The sequence below is a fragment of the Bradyrhizobium sp. CB1015 genome (assembly GCF_025200925.1).
Lineage (GTDB): Bacteria > Pseudomonadota > Alphaproteobacteria > Rhizobiales > Xanthobacteraceae > Bradyrhizobium.
Map to the genome: position 1 here is coordinate 2,247,911 of NZ_CP104174.1, position 25,688 is coordinate 2,273,598.

The window sequence follows — 25,688 nt, forward strand, 5'->3', positions numbered from 1 at the left end:
GATATGGTGGTCGAGGGGAGAGTCGTGGCGGTCGCCGCCGACCCGGGGCACCATTTCAGCAAGCCGATTCGGGATCGCATAGCTCTGGTGGAAGGCCATGGCGTCGAAGGGGACGCCCACGCCGGCCCCTTCGTCCGCCACCGCTATCTCGCCCGTCGTCAGCCACGCCTTCCCAATCTGCGGCAGGTTCATCTGGTCCCATCCGAGCTCTTCGCGTCCCTCTCGGATGCCGGCTTCTCAGTTGCAGCGGGAGAGCTCGGCGAGAACATCAACACCGCCGGCTTGGACCTCGAACGGATGCCGCTCGGGACCCTGATCGAGCTCGGGCCGGCCGCTATCGTTGAGCTAACCGGCCTCCAGACGCCGTGCGTCCTCATCGACCGCTTCCGAGCCGGCCTCAAGCGGCAGGTGCTCTCGTCGGCGGAAAGGGGCCCTCCATTCAAATCCGGCGTGCTGGTCGTGGTCCGGGCCGGGGGACCGGTCGTGGCCGGCGACAGCGCGCGGGTTCGCCTTCCATCCTCCTCGTTTCGGCCTTTGCCGGCCCTATAGAGCCCGTATCATGGCCCGAAAATCGACCCTGCCTCGTCGCCTGCAGCCCATGCTGGCCACGTTAACCGGTTCGCCGTTCGACGATGCCAATTGGGTGTTCGAGGACAAATTCGATGGTTTCCGCATGGTCGCGGAAATCCGGCGTGGTCGGGTTGCGCTCTACAGCCGCAACGGGAAAATCGTCAGCCACTCCTATGTCGAGGTCGCGAAAGCACTTGAAGACGTGAAGTCGGACGCCGTCATCGATGGCGAGCTCGTCGCGATCGGGAAGGACGGCGTGTCTCATTTCCAGTTGCTTCAGAACGCCCTGCACCATGAGGCCAAGCTTTCGTACTGCATATTCGACCTCATGTTCGCAGACGGCGAGGACCTGCGTGCGCTGCCGCTTCTCGAGCGCAAGAAACGTCTCAAAGCCATTTTGCCGCGCCACAAGCTGATCGCGTTCAGCAAGCACCGCAAAGGCAGTGGCACAAAGTTCTTCGCAGAAGCCGAGCAGAGACATCTCGAAGGCATCATGGCCAAGCCCGCCGACAGCCCGTACGCGTCCGGACGCCGGACCGCCGATTGGCTGAAGGTAAAGACCGCGCAGCGGCAGGAGGTCGTGATCGCCGGCTTCACCGCCCCGAGGCGAACCCGGCCTTTCTTCGGCGCGCTCGTGCTGGCAGTACGCGAAGGGGATGCATGACGGTACATCGGCCACGTCGGCACCGGATTCAGCCACCAGGTTCTGGAAGAGCTTCACGGCAAACTCATGAAGCTCCAGACAGCCAAGTCGCCCTTCACTGCAAAGGTAAAGGACGAGCGGGTCACGACCTGGGTGCGTCCTTCGTTGGTCGCAGAAGTGAAGTTCGCGGAGTGGACCAGCAAGGGCGAGCTGCGCCAGCCGGTCTATCTCGGCCTGCGCTCCGACAAGAACCCCAAGGACGTCGTTCGCGAAAGGAGCCGGTCGCGACATTAATGCCGCCCAGACGAAGCGTTCGACTGAGAGTTCAGCCGGCGGTGCGCTCGGGTGCCGAAGGCCACGGCGGCAGTGGCGGTAGCCCGAGAGCCTTGCGTACAGGTCCGAACGATCGCCGGTGAGCGGCGCATGCGCCGAGCCTGGCGAGTGCGTCGTAATGAGCCGGCACCGGGTAGCCCTTGTGATCGGCGAAGCCATAGCCGGGGTAACGCAGGTCGAGCGTCCGCATGACTCTGTCCCGCTCGACTTTCGCGAGGATGGAGGCGGCGGCGATGCTGGCGGACTTGGCGTCGCCTTTAACGATGGCCTGCTGAGGGATGTCGATTTCCTTCAACCGCTTCGCATCGATCAGCAAGTGCTGCGGCGTCAACCCCAGTCCCCGGACCGCACGCTGCATAGCCTGGATGCCCGCCCAATAGATATTGATCGCGTCGATCTCCTCGACATCGACGAACGCCACACACCAACTCTCGGCCTTTTCCTTGATCTCCTTGGCGAGTTCTTCGCGAGCCGCAGCGTCGAGTTTCTTCGAGTCGTCGATTCCGACTATCCGCGTGCCAGGTTTCAGGATCACCGCGCCAGCGGACACTGGCCCGGCGAGAGGGCTCATTCCAGCCTCGTCCACACCTGCCACGGCAAAGTAGCCACTTTCCCAGAGAGAGGTCTCGAAGCGGAGCATCTTGCGAAGTCGCTGCCCTTCGGACTTATTCTCGAAACGGCGTTTATCGATTGAAGCGAGAATGGCACGCGCTCCCGCACGGGTGTCTGCCCGCAAGGTCTGCTCGACGCTGGCCTCGAGCGGTCTTTTCTCGACGACATAGCGCTGACGCAATACATCGAGTGAGTACTGGGACATTACGGCCTTCGCGAAGATTGACTGTGGGGAGCGTGTCAATGAACTTTATGGCAATTGTCTGAAGTTCAAGCCATGCCTTTGTCGATTGCGCGGCGGCTTGTCGGAAGGAACCGGGCCGGCACTCATCTGAGGTTCGGATATTTTGCGCTGCCGCGGTCCTGGGACCATGGCGAATTCCGCACAGGGAGCGTTAACGTGCACGCCGCCGCCAATTGCTCGGGGTGTCGCCCGTCAGCTTCTTGAAGGCGGCGGCGAACGCGGTCTGGGAGGCATAGCCGAGCGCGACCGCGATCGAGATGACCGACGCGTCGGTGTTGCGAAGCATGTTTTTGGCCTCCTCGTGCCGTTGCTCGCGCCGCCATGCATGGGGGGAAAGCCCGGTGCTTTCCTTGAAGGCTCGGCAGAAGTGGAATCGCGAAAGACCAGCATCAGAAGCGAGCGCCGCGAGCGATACGTCCGCATCGTTATCCGAACGCAGGCGCTCGATGGCGCGGCGCAACACTATCGGTGAGAGGCCGCCAAGCGTCGGCTGGAACGTGGTCGGCACACCGACATGCGCTGTCAGCAGGCGCGTGGCCACGAGGTCCATTAGCTGATGCCTGAAAAGTGTATCCAGGCCATTGCCGTCCATGGCGCCGGCCGCGGTCAGGAGTAATCGGGATGTAATGGGATCGGGCTGCGCCGTTCGCTCCAGGAGATCGGTTGAGGTGGCGCTGTCGAGCTCGCTTGCAACCCGCTCGAGCGTGGTGTGCGGAAGATAGAGTTGGACGACATCGACGGGCTTCGGAATATCCCACCGGGAGCTCGATCCTTCGGGAATGATGATCACGACTCCGGGGCGAAACGTACCGATTGCAACCGCGCTTCCCGTCCGCCGCACTATGCGCTGCACCGTGCCGTTGTACGCCATGATGACGTGATGGCTCATGGGGCCGACGACGTCGTGCAGCGGGTCATGCTTCCAGTGGGCGATTCCGGCGCCGGAGGAATCCAAGGCCATGTCAAATGGCGTGGTTCCCAGCACCCGCGCCAGTTCCGCACTAGGGTGAGGTCGCTCGGCATTGCGCGGAGTGACTTGGCACGCCTCAGGCGCAGCTGACGCGTCCTCCAAGGAATCGCGCAAGATGTGCTTGTTCATGAACGTATGCTCGCCTCAGCGGGAATGCGGGTTGGGGCCGTGAACCGGCCTGGCTGGGTTCGTTGGGGGATTGCGCACGTCAATGCGCGTCGGGTGCAGGGCGGGCAGAACCCTTGTTCCCGAAGGATGGGAAAATGTGTACAGTTTCGAGCGGAAAAGACCTTGCAGCGGACCTGAATTGCGATTGAGTTTTCCTTGGCTTCTTGTCCAAGAAGGACCACAAGTGCCGTTTCTGTTCGAAGATTATCGCCTGGATGCCGAGCGGCGCGAGCTCAAGCGAGGCTCCGAGCTCATCGCGGTTGGACCGAAGGTGTTCGACCTGCTGCTCTTCCTGGTCCGAAACCGCGAACAGGTCGTGACAAGGGACGATCTTCTGGAGGCGGTGTGGGAAGGACGCATCGTGTCCGAATCCACGCTGACCAGCCACGTCAATGCCGTGCGCAAGGCAATCGGGGACACCGGCAAAGAGCAACGCCTGATCCGGACGGTTTCTCGCAAAGGCCTCCGGTTTGTTGGCCACATCACCGAGGAGGAATTGCCGCGAGCCTCGGTGCAACCTGTAGAGAACATCCAGGAGACAATCAGGGCCTTTGAGGTCGATGCGGCTACTGGAGCGCGAGAGGCTGCGCCATTTCTTGCCGCCGCGGCAGAGAGCCCGCCTCCGCTGCCGGACAAGCCTTCAATTGCGGTGCTTCCGTTCCAGAACATGTCCGGCGATGTCGAACAGGAATACTTTGCCGATGGAATGGCCGAGGACATCATCACGGCGCTGTCCCGTTTCAAGGAGCCATTCGTCATCGCCCGAAACTCCAGCTTCACCTATAAGGCACGCGCCGTCGACGTTAAGCAAGTGGGGCGAGAGCTTGGGGTGCGCTACGTGTTGGAAGGGAGCGTTCGCAAGGTGGCAAATCGGGTGCGCATCACGGGACAGCTCGTCGATGCCGCCACAGGGGCGCATATTTGGGCCGACCGGTTCGATGGCGAGCTCGGCGACATTTTCGAGTTGCAGGACCAGGTGACCGAGAGCGTTGTCGGGGCAATCGCGCCCGCGGTGGAAAAGGCCGAGATCGAGCGCGCCAAGCGCAAGCCGACCGCCAGTCTCGACGCCTATGCCCTCTATTTGCGCGGTCTCGCCCAGCTTCATCAGTTTGGCAACCGGCAAGCGAACGAGGAGGCATTGCGCCTGTTCAAGCGTGCGATCGAGCTCGACCCGGAGTTCGCCTCCGCCTACGGTCGTGCAGCCTTTTGCTACCTCATTGCGAAAATCAATGGCTGGATTCCGGACACGGCGAACGCGATTACCGAAGTGAAGAAGCTCGCCCGACGGGGAGTCGAGTTGGGCAAGGACGACCCGATCGCGCTCTCCGCCGGCGGAAATGCCCTGGCGTTCGTCGTTGGGGATCTCGGGGTAGGTGCCGGCTTAGTCGATCGCGCGCTTACGCTTAATTCCAATTTGGCTGAGGCGTGGAATTTCGGCGGCTGGGTGAAACTCTGGCTCGGCGAGCCGGAATCGGCGATCGAGCGCTTCTCGCGCGCCATTCGCCTGAGCCCACTTGATCCTTGGCTGATGGCAATGCGAGCCGGAACCGCGTATGCACATTTCTTTTTGGACCGCCATGACGAAGCGGCATCATGGGCGGCAATGGCTTTGCAATGCAGTCCAGACTATGGACCTGGATTACGTATCACCGCCGCGAGCAACGCAATGGCCGGTCGGCCGGAGCAGGCTCAGAAGGCAGTGGCTCGGTTGCGTGAACTGAGCCCCACGCTGCGGCTTTCCAATTTCAAGGACGTGATTGGCCCTTATCGACGTGCTGAGGACGTCGCGCGATATGAAGAAGGATTGCGGAAAGCAGGGCTGCCCGAATGATCGTCCCAGCCAATTGCTCGCCGTCGGCAACGAGGTGATCTAATAAGGGCGACTGCCGCCAATGGCGCTGAGCGCATGTGCTCGGGTTGGCTTTTCCTGTAACTCGGCCGTCAGATGGGGCGGATGCTGCTGGCCAACGTCGAGCTGTGTGTGAGCCAACTGGCCTTTGTTAGTCTTTCGCTCGCCGCGACAAGTCGGCTTTCGAGAAGTCGGGTTCCTCTGCGGGGTGGCTTGTGTGCAAGGCGTCGATAGCATGCGCCGCGAAGATACTTGTGCTGAACATTGCGAGGATGGTTATCAACATTTTGATGGATCCACGTTCATCATGAGTTCAAAACGAGGAGGCCATTTCGCCTCCGCTTCTGTTGGTGTCACGACGACGTTTTAGCGAATTGGCGTGCTTTCTGCGCCAGAGCGATTGGCGCAACTGTAGAGAGATTGCTGTTAGTACGATTGGCTACCAAACAGCGGCCGGATCCTGAAGCGTATTTCTCATGAATAGCGACCGACGCATGACCAGCACCGAACATACGGGTGCGAAACAACGCCAAACATTATTTTCTATTTCGCTCCTGCGGGCGTCAGCGGGCCTGGCGGCGCCGCTCGCATCAGGCCGATCAGCAGCAGCCCGAGGATCGCAGCCCAGAACGCGACCTGGAAGCCGTCGATAATCGAGAGGACGTTCGCTTCACGCCGCACCAGCGACCCCAGCATCGTCGTTGCCCGCGCCAGCGTCGTCTCCGCGGCGGCGCTATGCTGGGCGACCCGGCCGGTCATTCGACCGAGCGCCTGCGCCACCTCGCTGTCGCCGGCAGCAACGTGCAGGCCGATCAGATGCGAATGGACCTGTTCGCGAACCCGCAGCCATGTGGCCATCGCTGTCGCCGCAACCTCGATCACGTCCAGCCGTAGGACCTGGATGTAGGCGACCAGAGCGGTTGCCTGCGCCGGGTTCGAATTCGAGAGCATGAAGATCAGGAGGGCGGTGAAGGTGAAGCCCTGGCCGACGGACTGCACCAGCGCCATCGCTGTGAAATCGTCTGGCGCCCAGTCGTGCGTGATGCGGGTGCCCATCCAGGCGGCTATCGCGAAGCTCGCCATCCCGAGCAAGGCCACGATCCGGGCGTCGACCCGGCGAAGCAGCCAGACGGCGGCGGATACTGTGACTACCAGCGGCAATGCCGTGTAGAGGAGGAGAACTCCGCCGGCCTGCTCGGGCCGAAGCCCGGCGACAACGGTCAGGAAGTTGGGGACCAGTATGATGTTGGATAGGCTCGTGACCATGTAGGTCGTCAGGGTCAACAGCAGCAGAGCGACGTTTCGTGACATCAGCACCGTGGGGCTTGCCCATGGCTTCGGGACGATCGCCTCGTTGACGAAGAAGGCGAAGACGAGCGCGGCGCCACCAGCGATCAGCCCGGTCACGACGCCGGATTCGAACCAATCCAACCTGTTGCCCTGGTCGCAGCCGGCGTAGATCAGGGCAAGACCAGTGCCGAGCAACAGCATGCCGCCCCAGTCGGCCTGCTCTATAAGCTGCCGATTGATGCCTTCCCGGGGTGTGCCCAGCCAGGTCAGCAACGCCATGAGCAGGGCGATCACGGCGTCCTGCCAATACAGCCACTGCCAGCCAACATGATCCACATAGAAGCCCACCAGCGACACGCCGGCGTTGCCAGTGAAGGTCAATCGGAAGGAATAGGCGGCGAGGCCGACGATCCACCATCGCACCGGCAGATTGTGCAGGACGATCATGATCGTCGCCGGAACGAAGACGCCCAGCAGAAGCCCGTGAACGAAGTGGAGGGTCAGCAGTGCCTGGTAGTCACGGACGAAGGGAATGGCGAGCGAAGTTGCGACATAAAGCAGGCTAGGCCCAACCAGCACGCGACGCAAACCGAAGACAGTGGCAAGCCAGGCGGGACGGCGGGAGCGATGAGGATCTGCGGCGCAGTCGCAGTCGTTGCCAACCATGCCCCCTCGTCGAAGCTTAGCCCGAACGCGCCTCTCAGGTCCGGCAGCCCAAGCGCGAACAGCCGCACGTCGAAGCTCGCGATGAAGGCGCCGAGCAGCACGGCTCCGACGGCGAGCCGAGGATAGTGGGAGGAGCGGCCGGGGGATACGGAGCCAATAGTGATGGTTGCAGTCGTCATCACGCGCCTCGATCAACCCGGATGCGAGTGACGACCGACATGCCCGGCCGTAACCGGTCGACCATGGGCTGGCCCGGGTCGAAGGAGATGCGGACCGGGATACGTTGCACCACCTTCGTGAAATTCCCGGTCGCGTTGTCAGGCGGCAGCAGGGCAAACGTCGATCCGCTTGCTGGCGAAATGCGCTCCACACGGCCGCGCAGGCGCACGCCGGGGAACATGTCGACTGTGACGTCGACCGGATAGCCCGGCGCCACGCGCGTAAGCTGCGTCTCCTTATAGTTCGCCACCACGTAGACGTTCGGCAGGGGCACCACGGCAATCAGGTTGCTCCCGACGTTGACGTAGTTGCCTTCCTGGACCATGCGCTCGCCAACGACGCCGTCGAATGGGGCCACGATCCGTGTATACCCCAGACGCAGTTGCGCCGTGGTGAGGTCCGCCTCGCTGGCACGGAGCTTCGCTCGCAGCAGATGCTCCTCGCCGTTGAGAACCTCGAGCTCGCTGCGCTGCGCCTCGATCGTCGCTTCGGTTGCCGCTACAGCGGCGCTGGCGGTGTCATGCGCGGCCGTAGCCTGCTCAAGTCGCTGCTTGGTGCCGGCGACGCCGCCGCGAAGAAGCTGCTCCTGGCGTTCCAGCTCCTGCCGCGTTTCCAGCTCACGGGCGAGGGCGGACCGGCCCTGTGCCTCGGCCTGGGCGATGACGGCTCGTTGATGGGCCTTCTGACTCTCCAGCTTGTCGAGAGTGGCTTGGGCTGCGGCGACGCTCGCCTCCGCCTGGGCGACGACCGCGTTATAATCCGCCGGCTCGATCTCCATCAGCAGTTCGCCGGCTCTGACGCGCTGGAAATCCCTCACCAGAACCTGCCTGATGTTGCCGCTTACCCGAGCGCTCAAGCGCGACATCTCGGCATGAACCGTGGCATTGTCGGTCGTCTGGACCGCGCTCGCCCCGACCCAGGCGTCCCAGCGGGCCGACGTCATGAGAACGAGTGCTGCCGCTGCGCCGACAGCCGCCAGCGGTATGATCAGGGGTCTGAGGCCGCGCGAAGGGGTGCCCGGATCGGATCCCTTGGGGGCGGACTGAACCCTGGCCTGCGCCGGCCCGGACTCAGCCGCGGGGAGTTCGTTCTCGGCTGCGCTGGCTTCAGCCGGGGTCGCGGCACGGGCGGCTTCGGAGATTTTTGTGACGGCATTCATGTCGCTTCCCTCCATGTACCTCGCCGGTTCATTGACGCTTATCGCGCGGTCCAACCGCCATCGACGGAGATTGCCGTGCCGGTGATCTGGTCTGCCGCGGCCGAGCACAGGAAAGCGACCGTGCCGCCGAGTTGTTCGGGAGATGCGAAATCAAGGGATGGCTGCTTCTCCGCGAGAAGCTCCTCGGTGGCTTGCGTCTGAGTGATGCCCCGCTGCGTGGCGATGTCGCTGATCTGCTTCTCGACCAGCGGCGTTCGTACCCAGCCGGGGCAGACCGCGTTGCAGGTCACGCCGCTTCCGGCGGTCTCGAGGCCGACCACTTTGGTAAGGCCGACGAGACCATGCTTGGCAGCCACGTAGGCCGCTTTGTGGGTCGAGGCGACGAGGCCGTGCGCAGAGGCGATGTTGACGATCCGCCCCCAACGCTGCTGCTTCATCTGCGACACGGCCGCCGCGATTGCGTGGAATGCCGCCGACAGATTGATATCGAGGATGGCCTGCCACTTGGCGGCCGGGAATTCATCCACCGGTGCAGTGAACTGGATGCCGGCATTGTTGACGAGGATGTCGAGGCGGCCGAATTTATCGACCGTCGCCTGGATCAATCCGCGCACGGCCTCGCCCTTCGACATGTCGGCGCCATCATAGACGCAGCGCACGCCGTGATCGCGCTCTATGCCGCTGCGGATGGCCTCGATCCCATTCGCGTCGCCGAAACCGTTGAGCACGATGTCAGCACCGACCCTGGCGAGCTCTCTGGCGATTCCAAGCCCGATGCCGCTGGTCGATCCTGTGACGGCTGCTACTTTGCCCTTCAACATGGCAGATTCCTTTCAACCTCGATCTTGCAGTGGAAGCTTGCGGTCCGTCCGCATGGCCTGCGATTCAATCCTCGGACGATTTATTCGCTTTTGACTCGCGTCCGACCCGATCAGCACGGGAGGTTCGTCGTACCCGTTGCGACTGCTGTAGAAGATGAGGGTCATGAGCCCGCATCCGACGATGAGCGAGAAGAGCACGCCGGCAGCCATGGCGAAGTAGCCGGCTGCCGAAACCTCGACCCCGTCAGCAAGCGTCCAGCCGACGTAGGCGACGAAATCGGTCGCCACCAGAAGCAGGACGAGCACCAGGATGATCGTCCATGAGGCGGCGCCGGAACGTGCCGGAGCAGAGCGTCCGGCGAGCGGATGAAGCTCCGTCGTGGCGTTCTTCTCGGGAGCATCGGAAGGGATACGCATAGTGTTCTCCTGATCTAAGCGCGACGCGAAAGTTCAATCGCGGCGATGGATGTCGTGGGTGACGATGCCGAGCTCGGGCGGCGGCGGATCGAGGCGCCGTCCGTCGGCGAGCGTGCGGCGGATGTCTTCCAGCCCGCTCTGCCAGTGGGCGCGCATCGCGCTCAGTCCGAACTCGTAGTCCCTCGAATGGCCTTCGTGGAGCTTGGTCTGGTAGATCAGGTGGATGATGTTGTGGGAGCGATGGCGGGCCATATCCGCGATCGCGCGGATTTCCGGATCCTTCTTGGCGGCCTCGGGCAGTCGCTCGATTACCCGCTTCAGCGCCTGACGCATTTTCTGCATGCGCAGCGCCTGGTCGGTGACGGCGCGCGTGCGGCTCGAATATTGAATGTCCTTCTGCCGGCTCGATACATCCATCATGTCGTAGGGAACGCGGCCTCTGGCCGACCAAAGGTCGATCTGGAACGTCAGAGTGTCGCGCGGTTCGCCGGACAGCACGCGTGACAAGGGTGTGTTGGAGACCACGCCGCCATCCCAGTAGTGCTCGCCCTCGATCTCGACGGCAGGAAACCCGGGCGGCAGGGCGCCGGAGGCCATGAAGTGCTTCGGGCAGAGCCGGCGTTCGGCGGTGTCGAAATACGTCAGGTTGCCGGTGCGGACGTTGACCGCGCCGACGCTGACGCGCACCTCGCCGGAGTTCAGCCGGTCGAAATCGACGAGCGTCTCCAGCGTCCGGTGCAGGGGCGCGGTGTCGTAGAAGCTGGTCGCCGCATCGCCCGAGAACGGCGAGAAAAGGGGAGAAGGGAAGCGCGGCCGGAAGAAGCCGGGCTGACCCTGAAACAGCGCCCGCATCGCCGCCAGCGCATTGCGGATCGAGTGTATGTCGAAAGCGAAAGGCAGGGCATTGGCCAGTCCTTCCCCGGCCGGCCATTCGATCGACTGGGCGCAGATGATCTCCCAGAACTCGCGCAGGCGTTCCACGCGCTCTTCTTCCGGGGAGCCGGCGATGATGGCAGCGTTGAGTGCGCCGATCGAAATGCCGGCCAGCCAGTTCGGCCGGATCCCGGCCTCATGCAGGCCCTCATAGACGCCGGCCTGATAGGCGCCGAGCGCGCCGCCACCCTGCAGGACCAACGCCACGACGTCGTAGGGCAGTGACCGGGTCTGCTGCGCTACCGGATAAGTCTGTTCGCGCATCACGTTCAACATTGCAGGGCTCCTTGGATGGTGATGACGGTTCAACCGGCGTCGGCTCCGATCAGGATTTCGGAAACAGTCTCCCGCGAGCGCGCCACCGCGGCCGGACTGAGATAGTCGTGGACCACGGCGCCGAGCCCGAGCGTGAGATCGGCAACGACGTGCTTTGCCGACAGCACCTGCAGTACCGGCAGCTCCGCGACTGGCGCAAGCGCGTGCGAGTGGAGGTCGAGCGCAGCCGGGCCGGTCCATGCGCCTTTCACGGCGATATCCTCGCAGTGGTAGCGGACCAGCTCGCAGATGCGCGCGGTGCCGTCGACATGCGGAATGATCTTGAGCAGGAAATTCGGCGCGGCGAGTTTCTTTGCCTCGGTTGCGGCGTCGAGGGCGCGATGCTTGTAGCCCATCGTGCCGGTCGCGATGCGCACCGAGCCGTAGTTCAGCGTGCCGACCAGCGTGTCGATCTCGACGGCGAGCTTGGGCTCTGCCAGCTTCTTGGGAAAACCCCACAGCTCGCGTCCGCCCGCGATCGGCGGATGATCGTTGAGGAACATCTGGTGGACGAAGCTGCCGCACTGGCCGCGAAACGAGACCGGGATGACCTGGCCACTCTCGGTGTAGTCGCCGAACCCGGTGGAGTCGGGCATCCGGATGAATTCGTAATTCACCACTGGCTCGGACACTTCCAGCGGCTCGGGCACGATGCGGCGCAATGCCTCCGGATCGGTGCGGTATTGGATGATGAAGTATTCGCGGTTGACGAACCGGTAGGGGCCGGGCGGAAAGGCCGGATTCGTCAACGGCATGGCGAACGCCCCCGTGCGCACGGTCTCGTGTTTCATCGTCGTCAAGCTCCAGATTGATCCAAGTGAAAGGGCCGCGCCCCGCGTTCGAAACGCGGCCGATAGCAGTCAATAGTCCCAGGCGGCCGGCACCCAGCGGAAAGCGTCGCCGGCAACCGCCACATGTCCAATGGAAGGGAACGGCATGTGCGTGGCTACCAGCAGACCGCCGGTTTCAGCCACTTCCCGCAACAGCTTGATGCGAACGCGAACCGCTTCCTCGGGGTCGTGCTCGAAGCCGTTGAACCAGTCGGGGTGTTCGAACCCGACCGTGAACACGAGGTCGCCGGCGAATGTCAGTTGCTCGCCGCCGGAAGTCACGCGAACGATGCTGTGCCCGGGCGTGTGGCCGCCGGTGCGCGTAACGAGTACGCCAGGGGCGACCTCGTGCTCATCCTCGAAGGTCCGCAACTGGTTGCGATACTCCGCCGCGAACTTCTTGGCCGTCTTCCGGAGCGCGTCGGGAAACCCGTCCGGCATCGAGACGCGCGAGAAATCCGGAGCCTCCCCAGAACTTGACCTCGGCGGCCGCCACGTGGATGCGAAGGTCAGGGCGCAGCCGCGCTTTCACTCCGTCGATGAGCAGCCCGCCAACGTGGTCCATGTGCATGTGGGTCAGCACCACGTCGGTCACGGCTGCGAGGTCGACCCCCGCGGCCTCCAGTCGATGGATGACGTGCCCGGACTTCTCCAAATCCGGAAACTCCGTTCCCATCCCGGCGTCGATGAGGATGGTCCGGTTGCCGCTGCGCACCACGACCACGTTCAGCGCCCAATCGAACGCGTCCGGCGGCAGGAAATTCTCCTTCAGCCAGGCCGCCCGCACCGCCGGTTCGGCATTGTGGGCCAGCATCGCACCGGGCAGCAGCAGCACGCCATCGCTGACCACCATCACGTCAATGTTGCCGATCTTCAGCGCGTAGCGCGACGGGACCAACTCGTCGACCTTTGATCCAGCGGAGGGTGAAGTCATGGGCAGGTTCATGTTCGTCTCCCGTTTCATGTATGGCTGCTGGCTGGTTTCCCTGGAGCAGGCCGCGCAGCCAGCACGGAGCGCGGCCCGTTTCGCGTGAAGGGTCTAGAGGAAGCCAGTCACGTCGGTCACACGCTCCGGATCGGCCGAGGCAAGCGCGGCGGCGCGCTGGGCCTTGGGCGGATAGATCCAGACGGTGTTGATCTCCTGCTTGGTCTTCTTGGCAACGTCGCCGACCATGGCCACCTTGCGTTCCCAGCCGGTCGTGAAGAGCGCACCGGCCTCGCCAAGGTCCAGGCAGGTCACGTAACCCTTCTGGTGGTAGCGTTTGGTTGGGACCCCCAGCAGCTCCGCGGCAGCGTTATTGCCAGCGAACGCGCCCATGCGCGTGGCATGCTGGCAGGACATCAGCGCGTAGTTGCCGTCGCTGTCGCAGGCGGCGCGCGCGGCGTCGCCGGTGGCAAAGACGCCGTCAACTCCCGGTACGCGCAGATCGCGGTCGACCAGCAGCCGGCCGAAATTGTCGCGTTCGGCAGGAATCTGCTGGGTCAAGGGTGCGGCGCGAATACCGGCCGCCCAGATTACGGTCTCGCTTTCGATGTGCTCGCCGCTGGAGAGCGTGACGCCCGACCCGTCGAGCGAGGCGACGCCGGCACCTAGCCGCGTCTCCACGCCGAGCTTGCGCAGGGCGTCCTCGATGACGGGGCGGGGCCCTTCGCCCATGTCGGGAGCGATCGCAGAATTGCGGTCGACGATGATGACGCGCGGCTTGGCGTCCTTGCCGAAGATCTCGCGCAGCCGCGCCGGCATTTCGGTTGCGGCCTCGATGCCTGTGAAACCGCCGCCCGCCACGACGACGGTATCGCGGCCGTTCACGGCCGGGCGCTTGGCGAGGCCTTTCAGGTGCTTGTCGAGCGCTACCGCATCATCGAGCGAGTCGACGGCATAGCCGTGCTCGGCGAGCCCCGGAATCTTCGGACGGAACAGTTTGCTGCCGGTGGCCACGACCAGGCGGTCGTAGGACAGCGTCTTCCGCGGTCCCTTGCTAGTTGCGATCTGCACCGTGCGTGACTTGGTGTCGATCGTCTCGGCGCTGCCCTGCACGTAGTTGACGTCGACCGCGTTGAGGACATCCAGCAGCGGCGCCGTCAGGGTCTCCGGCTTCCGCTCGTAAAGCCGCGGGCGGACGACGAGCGTCGGCTCCGGCGCGACCAGCGCGATCTCGAGCTCTTCCGGCGAAACGCCCTGGATGTCGCGCAGGCGGGCGGCGGAGAGGGCGGCGTACATGCCGGCGAAGCCGGCGCCGATGATGACTAATCTCATGTGTTTTGCTCCTTGGTTTGGACTTCCGAAAGTCCGCGCGCTACCGCCGCCGCCCTTCACCAAGGGCGGCGATCGACGACGACGCGAAGGCGTGAAACGAGGGCGTCAGCCCGTTATGGGGGGAGGCACTCCGGCGAGCGCGCTGACATCGGAGACTTCAGCGACCAGCCTTGTCGGAGAACGACGGGCTGAGCCGAGCCCAGAACCCAATCCTGGTAGGGCAGCGAAGGGCGGTCCCTGGTCATGACGGAGATCCCGGGATAGGTCCTCTGCAGGGATTGCACCGGGATCTCCACCTCCTCGCCCGTTGCTGAGGTGAAGCGCACGGCCAGCGAAAGTCCGTACACGATCGCTGTGGCAAGGCCGCGCCGGCGCGACGTGATTGCAAGCTGGTTGATGAAGGTTTTCCGGATCATCGTCGATCTCCACCGGCGTTCGTTGGACGGTGATGGTCTAGTCCGTCTCGCGTACCGCTGCCCCAGAGGGATTGCCGTACATGTCGAGCGATTGCTGCTAATGAACGCGTTTGCGCCGGTCGCTCGGGACTGGGTCAGTTTCCAGCCAGGGCTGATGCTTGGCGCGCCACTTGGGTCCGGGGCCGCGCATGTAGTGCAGCTCGGGCCGGTAGCTGTCGCGGATGTCCATGACCAGGTTGCGGACGACGCCTGCGAAGTCGGAGACTGTCTCAGCCGTCTTGCTGGCGAAATCGGAAACTGCGGACCAATGCGAGAAATTCAGTGCTATCGCGCGGGAATTGACGGTGCTCTTGCGGATCATCTTCCTTCTCCATCCAATCGGATGTGGGCATTGCGATGATCTAGCGTATCTGAGCCGCGGCCGCCCCAGAGCGATTGCGCTACCTGTAGAGCGATTGCTGCCAACTCATGTGCCTGCGGCAATCGCTTGGTGCTGCGGTCACCTCCTGTGACGAATGTGGCCGGCGAGGAACGGCCCAGTGCGGCTGCGTTAGGAGGACGTCTCGTCCGTATCACGCAGCATTTTCATGCGCCGCAGGGGCGTAGCTGGTTTCGACGGTCCAGGAGTCCTTGGGCTGGCTGTAGAGATGCCAGAACTGCTCGGCCACCGCCGAGGCCTCCTTCGATTCCGGAGACACAAGGGTACAGACGGTCACTGTCGCGACGTGAATTCCCTTGTCACGGAACGGTTCGAAAAGCGCGTGGGCCAAGGCGCGAATGCCGGCCTTGCCGATGCTGATCGAGAGAAATGCCGCGCTGGGAGCGAGTGCGAAGCCGCCTCCCGTCAACAGGATCGCACCCGATCCTTGCTCTTCCATCTTCGGAGCGGCAGCCTGTGCCGCCACGAGCGCTCCTCCGATGTTCACGGCGAGATCCTCGTTGAAGCTATCGCGAGGCTGTTCAGCCAGAGTCGCCTTGCGCGCGGAGGCGGCGTTGTAGTGCAGGACGTCGATCGAGCCGTGCTCTTTCTGAACTTCGGCGATCAGTTCGGCGACGCCCCTTGGATCGCTCGAGTCCACCTGTCGTGCGTCCGCCTTGTACCCTTTACTTGTCAACCTTTCGGCCAGCTCTTGCGTCCTGGCGGCGCTGCGGGCGGCCAAGACCACCTGGAAACCTTCTTTGGCGAACCGTTCGGCGGTCGCGAGACCCATTCCCGGGCCCCCGCCGATGCTGAGAAATGTCTTCATCGCCTGTCTCCTGTCGACGCTACAATAGAACGGTGAGACCACCGTCGCGGAAGCTCACCGCATGCGTTTCCGCCAATCGGTGGGGGTCTCGCCGGTCAGCTTCCTGAACGCCGCAGCGAAGGCGGTCTGGGAGGAATAGCCGAGCGCGGCGGCGACAGAGACGACCGACACGTCGGTATCGCGCAGCATGCTCATGGCTTGCTCAAGATGGTACTGGCGCAGCCAAGCATGCGGCGAGAGCCCCGTGCTCTCCTTGAAGGCGCGGCAGAAGTGGAAGCGCGACAAGCCGGCGTCGGCAGCAAGCGCGGCCAGCGATACGTCCGCATCGCAGTCCGAGCGCAGGCGTTCGATGGCGCGACCCAGTACCTTTGGCGACAACCCGCCCATGACCGGTCGGACCGCTGCAGGCGAGCCGGAGTGGGCCGCGAGAAGGCGCGTGGCCAGAAGGTCCGTCAGTTGGTGCCTGAACAGCGAATCCAGCGCGGCGCTGCCTTCCAGGGCGTCCGCCGCGCTCAGGAGCAATCGAGATGTAACGGAGTCGGGATGCGCCGTTCGCTCCACGAGGTCGCTGGGAGCGGCTGTTCCGGCTTCACGGGCTACGCGTTCCAGCGTTGTCTGCGGAATGTAGAGTTGGACGACGCTCAAGGGCTGGTAGATATCCCAGCGCGAGGATGAACCGGCCGGAATGATCGTCACGGTGCCGGGGCGCGTCATTCCGTTCACGAACTCCTTTCCGTCACGGCGCTCGAACCGGACCGGCTCGGCGGGAAAAGCCATGACGACATGATCGATCATCGGTTTGACGACGTCGTGCAGGGGGTCATGCCTCCAGAAGGTGATCACACCGCTGGACGGATCCGAAGCCATGCGCAGTGGCGCCATCTTGAGCACGCGCGACATTTCCTCGTCCGCGTGAGGGCTGTGCTCGCCGATCGGCAAATCGCGTGGCTGGGTCGGAGGCGCGTCCCGCTGATTGTGCGGAATATCTTTCAAGCGTGGACTGCTCATGGACCGTCCTCGTCGTTGAGGCGCACCCGGATCGAGCTTTCGGCCTCCGTTCTAGCCGTGGTCGGGTGCGCCGTCTTGCCTGAATTCGCCGTGGATTGTCCAATTCTGAACGGTCGATATGCTGGCAGGCGCCTAAAATCGCATTCCATTGGCGCAGCCGGCCATGGTCCATGCACGGGGCGCTGCGCACGAGATGGTCAGCACCGCTGACGTTCTTACGTGTCTCGGACGGCGGTGAAGCTTCGACGAAGCTGGACGACCGCTTTCCGAGGGCCGATAGTCCATGCACGGTGCGGGGATGACGACATCCGCCGCCCGGCGCGACCAGCAGGACCGGCCAATGGCGCAGAGTGGCTTCCACGGTCAGAAGTACAGAGAATTTCTCCGCCTTCGACAGGCACCGTCGTCGCTGACCACTCGGTCAATCCGTGGCGTCCACGTCGCTGTCACCGAAACTCGGGATGACAATCCCGTTCACGGTCTCTGCGGCGAAATTCCCCCCGAAGACGCGTACATTGTCAGCTTGAAACTTCGCGATTATCCCGATTGCGAATATTGGGAGCGCGGCAAGTGCGTGGTCAGGCCCGACGTCCGGGCAGGCGCGACGTATCTCTACGACCTGAAGTACAACCCGCGTTTCGTGATCGAAAAGCCGTTCCACTCCCTTCATTTCTATCTCCCGGCGCTGGCGCTCAACGGTGTGGCGGAAGACGCCGGCGTGCGTAGCGTGGGCCAACTCGACTGCCAGTTCGGCACCGGCTTCCGCGACGAAATCGTGCGTCATATCGGCGCGTCGCTCATGCAGGCATTGCGACGGCCGTCCGAGGCGAACCAGCTTTTCGTCGATCACATGATGCTTGCGCTCACGGCGCACGTCGCTGAGGCCTATGGTGGCCTGCATGTCAGCAAGCCGGCACGTGGCGCCCTTGCTCCGTGGCAGGTCAGGCGAGCTTGCGAAAGACTCGAAGCCAATCTCGCAGGAACGGTTTCGCTGCAGCAGATCGCGGCCGAGTTCGATCTGTCGGTCAGCTATTTCTCCCGCGCGTTTCGTGTCTCCACCGGTCTGCCGCCACACCGGTGGTTGCTTCGGCAGCGCATCAAGGTGGCCAAGCAGTTGATGGCCATTCGCGAGCTGACGCTATCGGAGATCGCGATTTTCGCCGGCTTCGCCAATCAAAGTCATTTCACACGGGTGTTTTCGTCCGCCGTCGGTGTGAGTCCCGGCATGTGGCGCCGCGAAAAACTCGGTTCGACGGAAGCTGAGGCATGAGAAGCTTGGTGAGGTCAGCCCCCTCCGATCCGTGAGGCGGCGTAGGCGGCGCAGCGGGCCGCAAATACCTCGTCGGGCGGATGCCCGATGCCTTCGGCGAGATTTGCCGGATCGAAGGCCAATCCGTTCCACACCTCGTTCGTCTCCAAACCAGTGATGACGATCGTGCCCAGCCGCACCGCTTCGCGCTTGTCCTCGTCCGGCCAGCGGATGGCGACGTCCATGATCGGGTCGCCCGGACGATCGAGCACCGCCATCACGCTGAAACGGACATCGCGTGCCGCGATGCGCAACTCGAGGTCATCTTTTAGGACGCCGGCGAGCGTTGTCCTGGCCTCGTCCTCGGTCACCGTGACCTGCGCGCCGACCGGCTCGACCTTAAACTTGATGAAGCGGGTTTCGCCCTTGGCATTTGTCGCGCGAAACGCGTGTACGCCCCAAAAGGTAGTGCGGGCAAAACTCCCCCGCTGGGCCCCGGCGGTGGGAAATCTCGTCCGACGGGGCTTTTCGCCGTTGGCGGAGGATAACGTATTGACTTTCGGGTCCGACCTGCCAGTTGATCCGGACATGCCCCTCCCTACGAAAGGCAGCATATGTTCGAGCATTCTCGCACCGTGAATTGGGGCGCTCTGCGTGAGGATGTCCGACCGCCGATCGACGTCTCCGAGCCTGAAAGCGAAGCCTCGCAGCACTCCATTCTCGGCGTCCGCCGTTGCGGGAAAGCCATCGTCCGCCGAGAATTGCGCCAGCACGCGCGATGGTCTTGTGAAGCTCAGCGATCTGGTGATCTCTGCCGCCCGCTCCGAGGGGAAATAGGTCCCGCGGACGCATTGGCCCTCTTCGGAAACCGCGCGCCGTCTTGGTGAAGGCCTGGTCACAGCAGTTGCGACCTAGAGCTGTTGATCGTATGCGAAATGATCGGATGCCCTCGTGTATGGGTTCGGGCCGCGCCAATGCGGATGCAATGCAACACGGGCGGGTAGCTGCCGCGTCTATGGTGCGCGGGGCACTATGATGCTTTTCCGGATCATCTTTCATCCGTGCGTCGGGCATGGACACGGAGATGATCTAGCGGACCGACGGTGCCGCCGCGCCAGAGCGATTGCCCCAGCTGTAGAGCGATTGCTGCCTTTCTTTCGTGTCCGCCCATCCCGCGTTTCGGTAGGCGGCCCCCCGGCCTGGCTGCCCGAATTCAATGGCTCACCTGCTTCAGGGGGCCTTTCGGTCGCTTCGCCAGCCAGACGACACCCGCGAAGATCAGAATGAGTATCGTCGCCATCGCGTAGAAATCATTGGTGGCGAGCATCACCGCCTGCGCATCGACCATCCTGGAGAACACGGCGAGGCCGGAGTCGGCCGGCAGTCCCGGTGGCGTCGCTGGAGTTGTCGCCGGATCGATGATCGAGACGAGGTTGGCCCGGTTCTCCTTGGTGGCATCCTCCCAATATGTGGAGGTGAGCGAGGCTCCGACCGCCATCGCCATGATGCGAATGAAGTTCTGCAGCCCGGAGCCGTTCGCTACTTTCTCCGGCGGGAGATCGGAGACGGCAAGCGAGGTCAGCGTCACGAGGCAAGCCGGTACGCCCGCTCCCAGCACGAACATCGCGATCGCAACGGACATGTAGTCGGCCTGCGCGTTGAGATGTGCCCGCATGTAGAAGGAGACCGCCAGCATCGCCATGCCGTAGCTGACGATAAGTCTCGGATCTACTTTCGCCATGAGCCGGCCGACGATCGGAGCCGTGATCACCGCCAGAATGCCCATCGGTGCCGTCGCGAAGCCAGCCCACGTCGCCGTGTATCCCATCATCTGCTGCAGCCAGAGCGGCGTCAGGACGATGTTGCCGAAAAATAGGCCGAACATCAGGCCCAGCGACACCGTCGACACGACCCAGTTGCGGGATCTGAACACCGAAAAATCGAGCACGGGCTCTTCGTCGGTCAATTCCCAGATGACGAGAGCGACCAGCGCAACGAAGGCCACGATGGCCGAACCGACGATGAACGGGGACGAAAACCAGTCCAGCTCGCGGCCCTTGTCGATCATCATCTGGAAGGCGCTAACGAAAACGACGAGCAAAAGTAGTCCGACGATGTCGAAGCGCTTGCTTTTGGTCGGGGTCTCGCGGCCACGCATCAACCACCACGCGATGCTGCCGACTGCCGCGCCGAACGGGATGTTGATATAGAAGATCCAGCCCCAGGCGTAGTTGTCCGAGATATAGCCTCCGAGGATCGGTCCGAAGATGGGAGCCACCACGGTCGTCAAACCCCATACCGCCAATCCGACGTTCGCCTTTCCCCTCGGAAAGATCGACATCAGCAGCGTGGAGGAGAGGGGGATGATTGGCCCGCCCACGACGCCCTGCAGAATCCGGAACAGCACCAGCAGGCCAAGGCTTCCCGACAGGCCGCACAGGATCGAGCTGATCACGAAGGCGACGACGCAGGCCGAGAAGAGGCGAACCTCCCCGAACCGTCGCGCGAGCCAACCCGTCAGCGGGACAGTGATCGCCTCGGCAACCGCGTAAGCCGTGATGATCCAGGTGCCCTCAGTCGTCGAAACACCGAGGTCGCCCGAGACCGTCGGCATGGCGACATTGGCGATCGTGGTGTCGAGCACCACCATGAAGTTGCCGAACGACAGCGCCGCGGCCGCCAGCACGAGAGTCGCCCCGCCCAGCGGCGGATGACCGGATTTGCGATGTCTTGTCTCTTCCGACATTCTAACGCGCACCCGACAGATCAATCGTCGCATGCATCGAGAGGCCCACGCGCAAAGGGTGCCTGGCGAGCTCCTTCGGATCGAGCCGCACCCGCACGGGAAGGCGCTGAACCACCTTGATCCAATTGCCCGTCGCATTCTGTGCCGGGATCGCGGCAAAGGCCGAGCCGGTCCCGCCGGCAAAGCCGGCAACGCGACCGTGGTAGAAAACGTCAGACCCGTAGAGATCAGACTTGAGAAGCACCGGCTGTCCGGGCTTGACGCGGCTGAGCTGCACTTCCTTGAAGTTGGCGTCGACGTACATGTCCTGCAGGGGCACCACGACCATGATGGGAGTGCCGGCCTGAACGCGCTGACCGTCGGCAACCCGGCGCTGGTCGACGATGCCGTCGATGGGCGCACGGATCACCGCACGAGCGAGATCAACCTTGGCCTGGTCCAGCTTTGTTTGGGCAGCGATGACCTCGGGATTCGTATCGACGGTGGTGTCCTCGAACAGCACCTGATTGGCTCGACGTGCGCCGGCGGCGGCGGCCCGGGCGGCCTCCGCGGCCTTGACGCGGGCCTCCCCCTGCGAAACCGCGGCCTGGGCTTGCAGGACAGCGGTCTCGTTGTCGTCGAGCCGTTGAACCGTGGCCCATCCGCCGGCCGCAAGTTTTTTCGACCGCGCCTGGTCGTTCAGGGCCTTGGCGAGGTCGGCCTGAGCGCGAGCGAGATCGGCACGTGCCGTTCCCTCATCCGCAGCGCGAACATCTTCCTGGCCGGCAAGATTCTCGTCGTTCGCGATGATTTGGCGGACTTTGCGCCGTGCCTGGCCCAAAGCTGCCTCGGCCTGCGCGGCTGCCAGCCGCAGATCCGTGTCATCGAGTTCGACCAAGGTGTCGCCGGCCCGGACATGCTGACTGTTGACCACCAGGACGTGCTTGACGGGCGCGCCGACGAGCGGCGTGACTTGGAATACCTCGACGTTGGTGTAGGCGTTCTCGGTGGTTTCGGTGTCTGGGGCGAGGAAGGTCGCCCAGCCCCACCGCCAATCCAACTGCGAACATGAGAAACAACCGTTTGCGCCGTTGCCTGTTCTGCACCGGTTGACCTGCGGGGACATCGTCCGCGATGCCGAAGCTCGATCCGTCCTCGCCCGGGGGGGCCGCTTTTGCGGCGGGATCAGGCGAGGACTTGGGGAATTGGAGCGCGCGCCGGGGATCGGCCTGGTAGCTCGTGGATGCCGCCTGCTTCGCGAGTTCCATATTCGCCATCCAAATGGTAATCGTCGTTACCGTTGACAGGTAAGGTAACGTACCGTACCGGTCAAGTTACGAATGTTGAACGGAGCCACCATGACAGCAGCGGCTCGCTCCAGGCGGCCGTCTCAAGAATACCGGCGCACCGCTATGCTCGAGGCGGCCGCTCAGGTGTTTTTCGAACAGGGTTATGCCGCGGCCAGCATCGACGCCATCATCGCGCGCATCGGCGGCTCGAAGCGAACCATCTACAACGAGTTCGGAAGCAAGGAAGGCATATTCACCGCCCTGGTTTCCGAGAGCGCGGACACCGCCCTTGCGGCGCTCTCCGTGGAGCAGTTCGCCGGCCGCAACCTCGGTGAGATCCTGCGCGACTTCGGGCGGCGACTGCTGGCGATCTACATGTCGCCTGCCGTCATCGGTATCTATCGATCGATTATGACCGAAGCGCCGCGGTTTCCCGAACTGGCGAAGGCTTTCTACGAAAAGGGACCAGGCCGCGCCTCAGCCCGCCTCGCCGAGGTGCTGGAGCAGGCAAGGGCCCGCGGGGAGATCCACGTCGAGGACTGCCATGCGGCGGCGGACCACTTCGTTGGGATGCTGCGCGACAACCTCCATCTGCGGGTCATCCTCGGATTGCGGCCACCGCCGTCCCCGGAGGAAGCGGAAGCCGCTGTGGCATCTGCGATCGGCATCTTCCTTCACGGAATCTATGGCGCGGTACGTCGGTCCGCCCCGAAGCGAGGCGCACGAAGGCGGTAAGGGCCGGCGTGCATAACCTCTTCGTGCTTGGCTACGCAGGCGCCGACTGTCGGATCGGGCGCGTGGAAACGACACATCGCTCGTATCGATCGCACCGATAGCCATGTTGCCGCCAGCGTCCGCTGCGGACCCTAGTGTACGCGCAAACTTCCGGTGTCGGGCGCGCACATCTTAACAGCAATATCTCTACAACCGCCTCAATCGCTCTGGGGCAGGCGTACGCTCGATCCGTTAAACGGTGAGCCTACCAAACATATGGAGGCGACAATGGCTCGGATCGAATTTGGAGACGCATCATGATACTGGGTACAAGCCTGGCGACGTTCACGATCGTGCACGTGATCATCAGCCTGATTGCAATCGCGGCGGGCCTGGTGGTGATGTTCGGAATGCTCGGCTCGAAGCGGATGCCGAGCCTCACTGCCGTTTTCCTTGCATCCACCATCCTGACCAGCGCTTCGGGGCTTCTGATTCCGCCGCTGCTGTTCGAGAAGCCGTTGCCGTCCCATATGATCGCCATCCTCTCGCTGGTTCTGCTGGGGATCGCCTGTTTCGCGCTTTACGGCACGAGGCTCGCCGGCTCTTGGCGCTGGATCTACGTGCTCTCCGCGCTCGTCTCGCTTTATCTCAACGTCTTCGTGCTGGTGATCCAGTCCTTCCTGAAAGTGCCGGCATTGCATGCGCTGGCGCCAAGCGTACCACCCGCCGAGCCGCCGTTCGCGATCGTCCAGGGCATCGTGCTGGTATTTTTCGTGATCGTGATCATTGGCGCGATCCGGCGCTACCGCCCGGCGTCGGCTGCCGCGGACATGCGCCCCCAACGAGACCTGAACCAGGCAGCCTGGAGCACACGCTCCCTCTCGACGCGCAAATGAGCCGTTCGTGCGGCTGCAGATCGATCAGTCTTGTTGACGATCGCGGACCGCCGGCAAAGCCTCGCGTATGGTATCGTTGAACGGGGCTGGGTGAGTTTATTTCGCTTCTCGCCCGGCCCAGCAGTGCGTAGAGCGATGCGCTCATGATCCCTTGAAGCTAGACCTGAGCACGTCTAACGACAACGGAGGATGTTGCGCGATCTTTAGAGGCTCTGCCAGTCACGCGTTGGAAGTGCGGAGAGCGACCGACGCGGGATTTGACGCCGTCTTTGACTGTCTGATGAGCCTGCGTCATGCAGGCGTCGTCCAGATTGCTGGCGGCAGGCGACCCAACTCGGATATGAGCCACCGGGACCTCCACAAATAGACCAGTATAGCTGACCAGTCGACGCTATCGAAGAAAGCGGCGCGGCATGTTATCCTGGTGTTGAGTGCGAAGGGGCGACCAGATCATTTCTTCTCACTAGCATTTGAACCTGCTTTTCGAATCGCAATTAAGGCGCCCCGGTCATCAAAGATTCCCAGTCATCGACGAGGGAGGTCAACATGGCCAAGAGCACGATCTCGGAGAGCCTGCCGACGGTAGCGCTGCGCCAACGCGTGCCCGACACGCCGCTCGCGGAAAGACCGCCCGTTCCGAAACCGCGCACAGCGAGCAAGGGCCGGAACCTGCGCGAGGGCCTCCCTTTCAATCGCGTCGTGCTGCTGCTGCAGGGGGGCGGCGCGCTCGGCGCCTACCAGGCGGGCGTTTATCAGGCCTTGGCCGAGACTGGACTTCATCCGGATTGGGTCGTCGGCATTTCGATCGGCGCCATCAACGCCGCCATCATCGCCGGCAACGCGCCCGAGCGACGCGTCGATAGGCTGCGCGAGTTCTGGGAGGAGATCTCCACCCCGGCCATGGGCTTCGACACCGACGCCGTGGGTCCCTTTGGACGAGGCGAAGCTGCGCGCACGCTCGCCAATCAGCTGAGCGCGCTCACAGTTGCCTGCGCCGGAACGCCGGGCTTCTTCGGGCCGCGACTGCCCAATCCGTGGTTTCATCCGCCCGGCACGATCGAGGCGACGAGCTACTATGACACGCTGCCGCTGAGAGCGACGCTCGAGCGCTTCGTCGATTTCGACCGCATAAACTCCGACGATCGCGACACGCGTCTCAGCCTCGGCGCGGTGAATGTGCGCAGCGGCAATCTGGTCTATTTCGCCCCCGGAACGCAGGTGATCGGACCCGAGCACGTGATGGCCAGCGGCGCGCTACCGCCCGGCTTCCCAGCCATCGAGATTGAGGGCGAACACTATTGGGATGGCGGCCTCGTCTCGAACACGCCACTCCAGTGGCTTGTGACGAACACGCGCGTGACGGGCCAGCGGATGCCCGATGCGCTCGTGTTTCAGGTTGATCTCTGGAATGCACGCGGCGAGTTCCCGCGCAACCTCCTTGAAGTTGCCACCCGTCAGAAAGAGATCCAATACTCGAGCCGCACCCGCGCTTTCACGAATTTCATTAAGCTGCTGCACAAAATGGAATACTCCGTCGCCACGCTCCTGGACCAACTGCCGGACGAGTTCAAGCAAAGCGAGGAAGCCAAATTCCTGGCCTCGCGCGCGCAACGCCACGCCTACAACCTCGTGCACCTCATCTATCGGCCGAGAGGCTACGAAGGCGACTCGAAAGACTATGAGTTCTCCCGGATTTCCATGACGGAGCATTGGCGTTCCGGCTACTACGACACCATCCGCACGCTGCGCCATCCCGAGGTGCTGGAGCGCGCCGGCAATGGCCAGGAACTCACCATCTTCGACTTTGCTGGGGATCGCGATTGAGCCCCGGCCCGTGAGAGGCGGCGT

Annotated in this window: 22 protein-coding genes and 2 pseudogenes; 7 read left to right on the forward strand and 17 right to left on the reverse strand. The window is 63.3% G+C overall.

What is annotated here, in order from left to right; all coding sequences use genetic code 11:
- Positions 1-24: 24 nt before the first annotated feature.
- Complete coding sequence (locus N2604_RS10165; RefSeq protein ID WP_260374578.1) at positions 25-549, forward strand: MOSC domain-containing protein; 525 nt, start codon at positions 25-27, stop codon at positions 547-549.
- 10 nt (positions 550-559) lie between these two features.
- Positions 560-1,507 (forward strand): annotated as a pseudogene (gene ligD, locus N2604_RS10170) (non-homologous end-joining DNA ligase).
- Positions 1,508-1,538: 31 nt separating this feature from the next.
- Here ligD and N2604_RS10175 read toward each other — a convergent pair.
- Positions 1,539-2,363: a ribonuclease HII gene (locus N2604_RS10175; RefSeq protein ID WP_260374580.1), complete on the reverse strand. Its 825-nt coding sequence runs from the start codon at positions 2,361-2,363 to the stop codon at positions 1,539-1,541.
- Between the two features lie 190 nt (positions 2,364-2,553).
- Positions 2,554-3,501: an AraC family transcriptional regulator gene (locus tag N2604_RS10180; protein ID WP_260374581.1), complete on the reverse strand. Its 948-nt coding sequence runs from the start codon at positions 3,499-3,501 to the stop codon at positions 2,554-2,556.
- Positions 3,502-3,724: 223 nt separating this feature from the next.
- On the opposite strand from N2604_RS10180, the gene N2604_RS10185 reads away from it, so the two are divergent.
- Positions 3,725-5,371 carry a winged helix-turn-helix domain-containing tetratricopeptide repeat protein gene (locus N2604_RS10185; protein WP_260374582.1) on the forward strand — a complete coding sequence of 549 codons (1,647 nt, stop codon included), beginning with the start codon at positions 3,725-3,727 and terminating at the stop codon, positions 5,369-5,371.
- Positions 5,372-5,932: 561 nt separating this feature from the next.
- Here N2604_RS10185 and N2604_RS10190 read toward each other — a convergent pair.
- From N2604_RS10190 to N2604_RS10245, 12 genes and pseudogenes are all read right to left on the reverse strand, one after another.
- Complete coding sequence (locus tag N2604_RS10190) at positions 5,933-7,345, reverse strand: MFS transporter (RefSeq protein WP_260374583.1); 1,413 nt, start codon at positions 7,343-7,345, stop codon at positions 5,933-5,935.
- Positions 7,346-7,523: 178 nt separating this feature from the next.
- Positions 7,524-8,723, reverse strand: a complete 1,200-nt coding sequence (locus N2604_RS10195) for an HlyD family secretion protein (protein WP_260374584.1) — start codon at positions 8,721-8,723, stop codon at positions 7,524-7,526.
- A gap of 38 nt (positions 8,724-8,761) precedes the next feature.
- Positions 8,762-9,544 (reverse strand): 3-hydroxybutyrate dehydrogenase, encoded by a 783-nt coding sequence (locus tag N2604_RS10200; RefSeq protein WP_260374585.1) that lies wholly within the window; start codon positions 9,542-9,544, stop codon positions 8,762-8,764.
- A 12-nt stretch (positions 9,545-9,556) separates the two neighbouring features.
- Positions 9,557-9,961, reverse strand: a complete 405-nt coding sequence (locus tag N2604_RS10205) for a hypothetical protein (RefSeq protein WP_260374586.1) — start codon at positions 9,959-9,961, stop codon at positions 9,557-9,559.
- Between the two features lie 33 nt (positions 9,962-9,994).
- Positions 9,995-11,170 (reverse strand): patatin-like phospholipase family protein, encoded by a 1,176-nt coding sequence (locus N2604_RS10210; protein WP_260374587.1) that lies wholly within the window; start codon positions 11,168-11,170, stop codon positions 9,995-9,997.
- Between the two features lie 29 nt (positions 11,171-11,199).
- On the reverse strand, positions 11,200-12,000 hold the full coding sequence (locus N2604_RS10215; RefSeq protein ID WP_260374588.1) for an acetoacetate decarboxylase: 801 nt from the start codon (positions 11,998-12,000) through the stop codon (positions 11,200-11,202).
- A 69-nt stretch (positions 12,001-12,069) separates the two neighbouring features.
- Positions 12,070-13,003: pseudogene (locus N2604_RS10220) on the reverse strand (MBL fold metallo-hydrolase).
- A 75-nt stretch (positions 13,004-13,078) separates the two neighbouring features.
- Entirely contained in the window at positions 13,079-14,296 is a 1,218-nt protein-coding gene (locus N2604_RS10225) for an NAD(P)/FAD-dependent oxidoreductase (RefSeq protein ID WP_260374589.1), read from the reverse strand.
- 113 nt (positions 14,297-14,409) lie between these two features.
- Positions 14,410-14,712 carry a hypothetical protein gene (locus tag N2604_RS10230; protein WP_260374590.1) on the reverse strand — a complete coding sequence of 101 codons (303 nt, stop codon included), beginning with the start codon at positions 14,710-14,712 and terminating at the stop codon, positions 14,410-14,412.
- 97 nt (positions 14,713-14,809) lie between these two features.
- A complete protein-coding gene (locus tag N2604_RS10235; protein WP_260374591.1) occupies positions 14,810-15,073 on the reverse strand; it encodes a hypothetical protein in 264 nt (87 codons plus the stop codon).
- A gap of 211 nt (positions 15,074-15,284) precedes the next feature.
- The gene (locus N2604_RS10240; RefSeq protein ID WP_260374592.1) at positions 15,285-15,959 is read right to left on the reverse strand and encodes an SDR family oxidoreductase; all 675 of its coding nucleotides are present in this window, start codon (positions 15,957-15,959) and stop codon (positions 15,285-15,287) included.
- Between the two features lie 54 nt (positions 15,960-16,013).
- Entirely contained in the window at positions 16,014-16,967 is a 954-nt protein-coding gene (locus tag N2604_RS10245; RefSeq protein ID WP_260374593.1) for an AraC family transcriptional regulator, read from the reverse strand.
- A 340-nt stretch (positions 16,968-17,307) separates the two neighbouring features.
- On the opposite strand from N2604_RS10245, the gene N2604_RS10250 reads away from it, so the two are divergent.
- Positions 17,308-18,237, forward strand: coding sequence for an AraC family transcriptional regulator (locus N2604_RS10250; RefSeq protein ID WP_260376199.1), 930 nt, complete (start codon positions 17,308-17,310; stop codon positions 18,235-18,237).
- Positions 18,238-18,251: 14 nt separating this feature from the next.
- Here the strand turns inward: N2604_RS10250 and N2604_RS10255 are convergent, their stop codons facing one another.
- The 3 genes from N2604_RS10255 to N2604_RS10265 form a co-directional block, all read right to left on the reverse strand.
- Positions 18,252-18,989: a catalase gene (locus N2604_RS10255; RefSeq protein WP_260374594.1), complete on the reverse strand. Its 738-nt coding sequence runs from the start codon at positions 18,987-18,989 to the stop codon at positions 18,252-18,254.
- A 440-nt stretch (positions 18,990-19,429) separates the two neighbouring features.
- Positions 19,430-20,962 carry a DHA2 family efflux MFS transporter permease subunit gene (locus tag N2604_RS10260; RefSeq protein ID WP_260374595.1) on the reverse strand — a complete coding sequence of 511 codons (1,533 nt, stop codon included), beginning with the start codon at positions 20,960-20,962 and terminating at the stop codon, positions 19,430-19,432.
- A 1-nt stretch (position 20,963) separates the two neighbouring features.
- A complete protein-coding gene (locus N2604_RS10265; RefSeq protein WP_260374597.1) occupies positions 20,964-22,067 on the reverse strand; it encodes an HlyD family efflux transporter periplasmic adaptor subunit in 1,104 nt (367 codons plus the stop codon).
- Between the two features lie 286 nt (positions 22,068-22,353).
- Here N2604_RS10265 and N2604_RS10270 point away from each other — a divergent pair, with 286 nt between their 5' ends.
- From N2604_RS10270 to N2604_RS10280, 3 genes are all read left to right on the forward strand, one after another.
- Entirely contained in the window at positions 22,354-22,965 is a 612-nt protein-coding gene (locus N2604_RS10270; RefSeq protein ID WP_260374598.1) for a TetR/AcrR family transcriptional regulator, read from the forward strand.
- Between the two features lie 296 nt (positions 22,966-23,261).
- Positions 23,262-23,840: a hypothetical protein gene (locus N2604_RS10275; protein ID WP_260374599.1), complete on the forward strand. Its 579-nt coding sequence runs from the start codon at positions 23,262-23,264 to the stop codon at positions 23,838-23,840.
- A 546-nt stretch (positions 23,841-24,386) separates the two neighbouring features.
- Complete coding sequence (locus N2604_RS10280; protein WP_260374600.1) at positions 24,387-25,664, forward strand: DUF3734 domain-containing protein; 1,278 nt, start codon at positions 24,387-24,389, stop codon at positions 25,662-25,664.
- Positions 25,665-25,688: the final 24 nt, after the last annotated feature.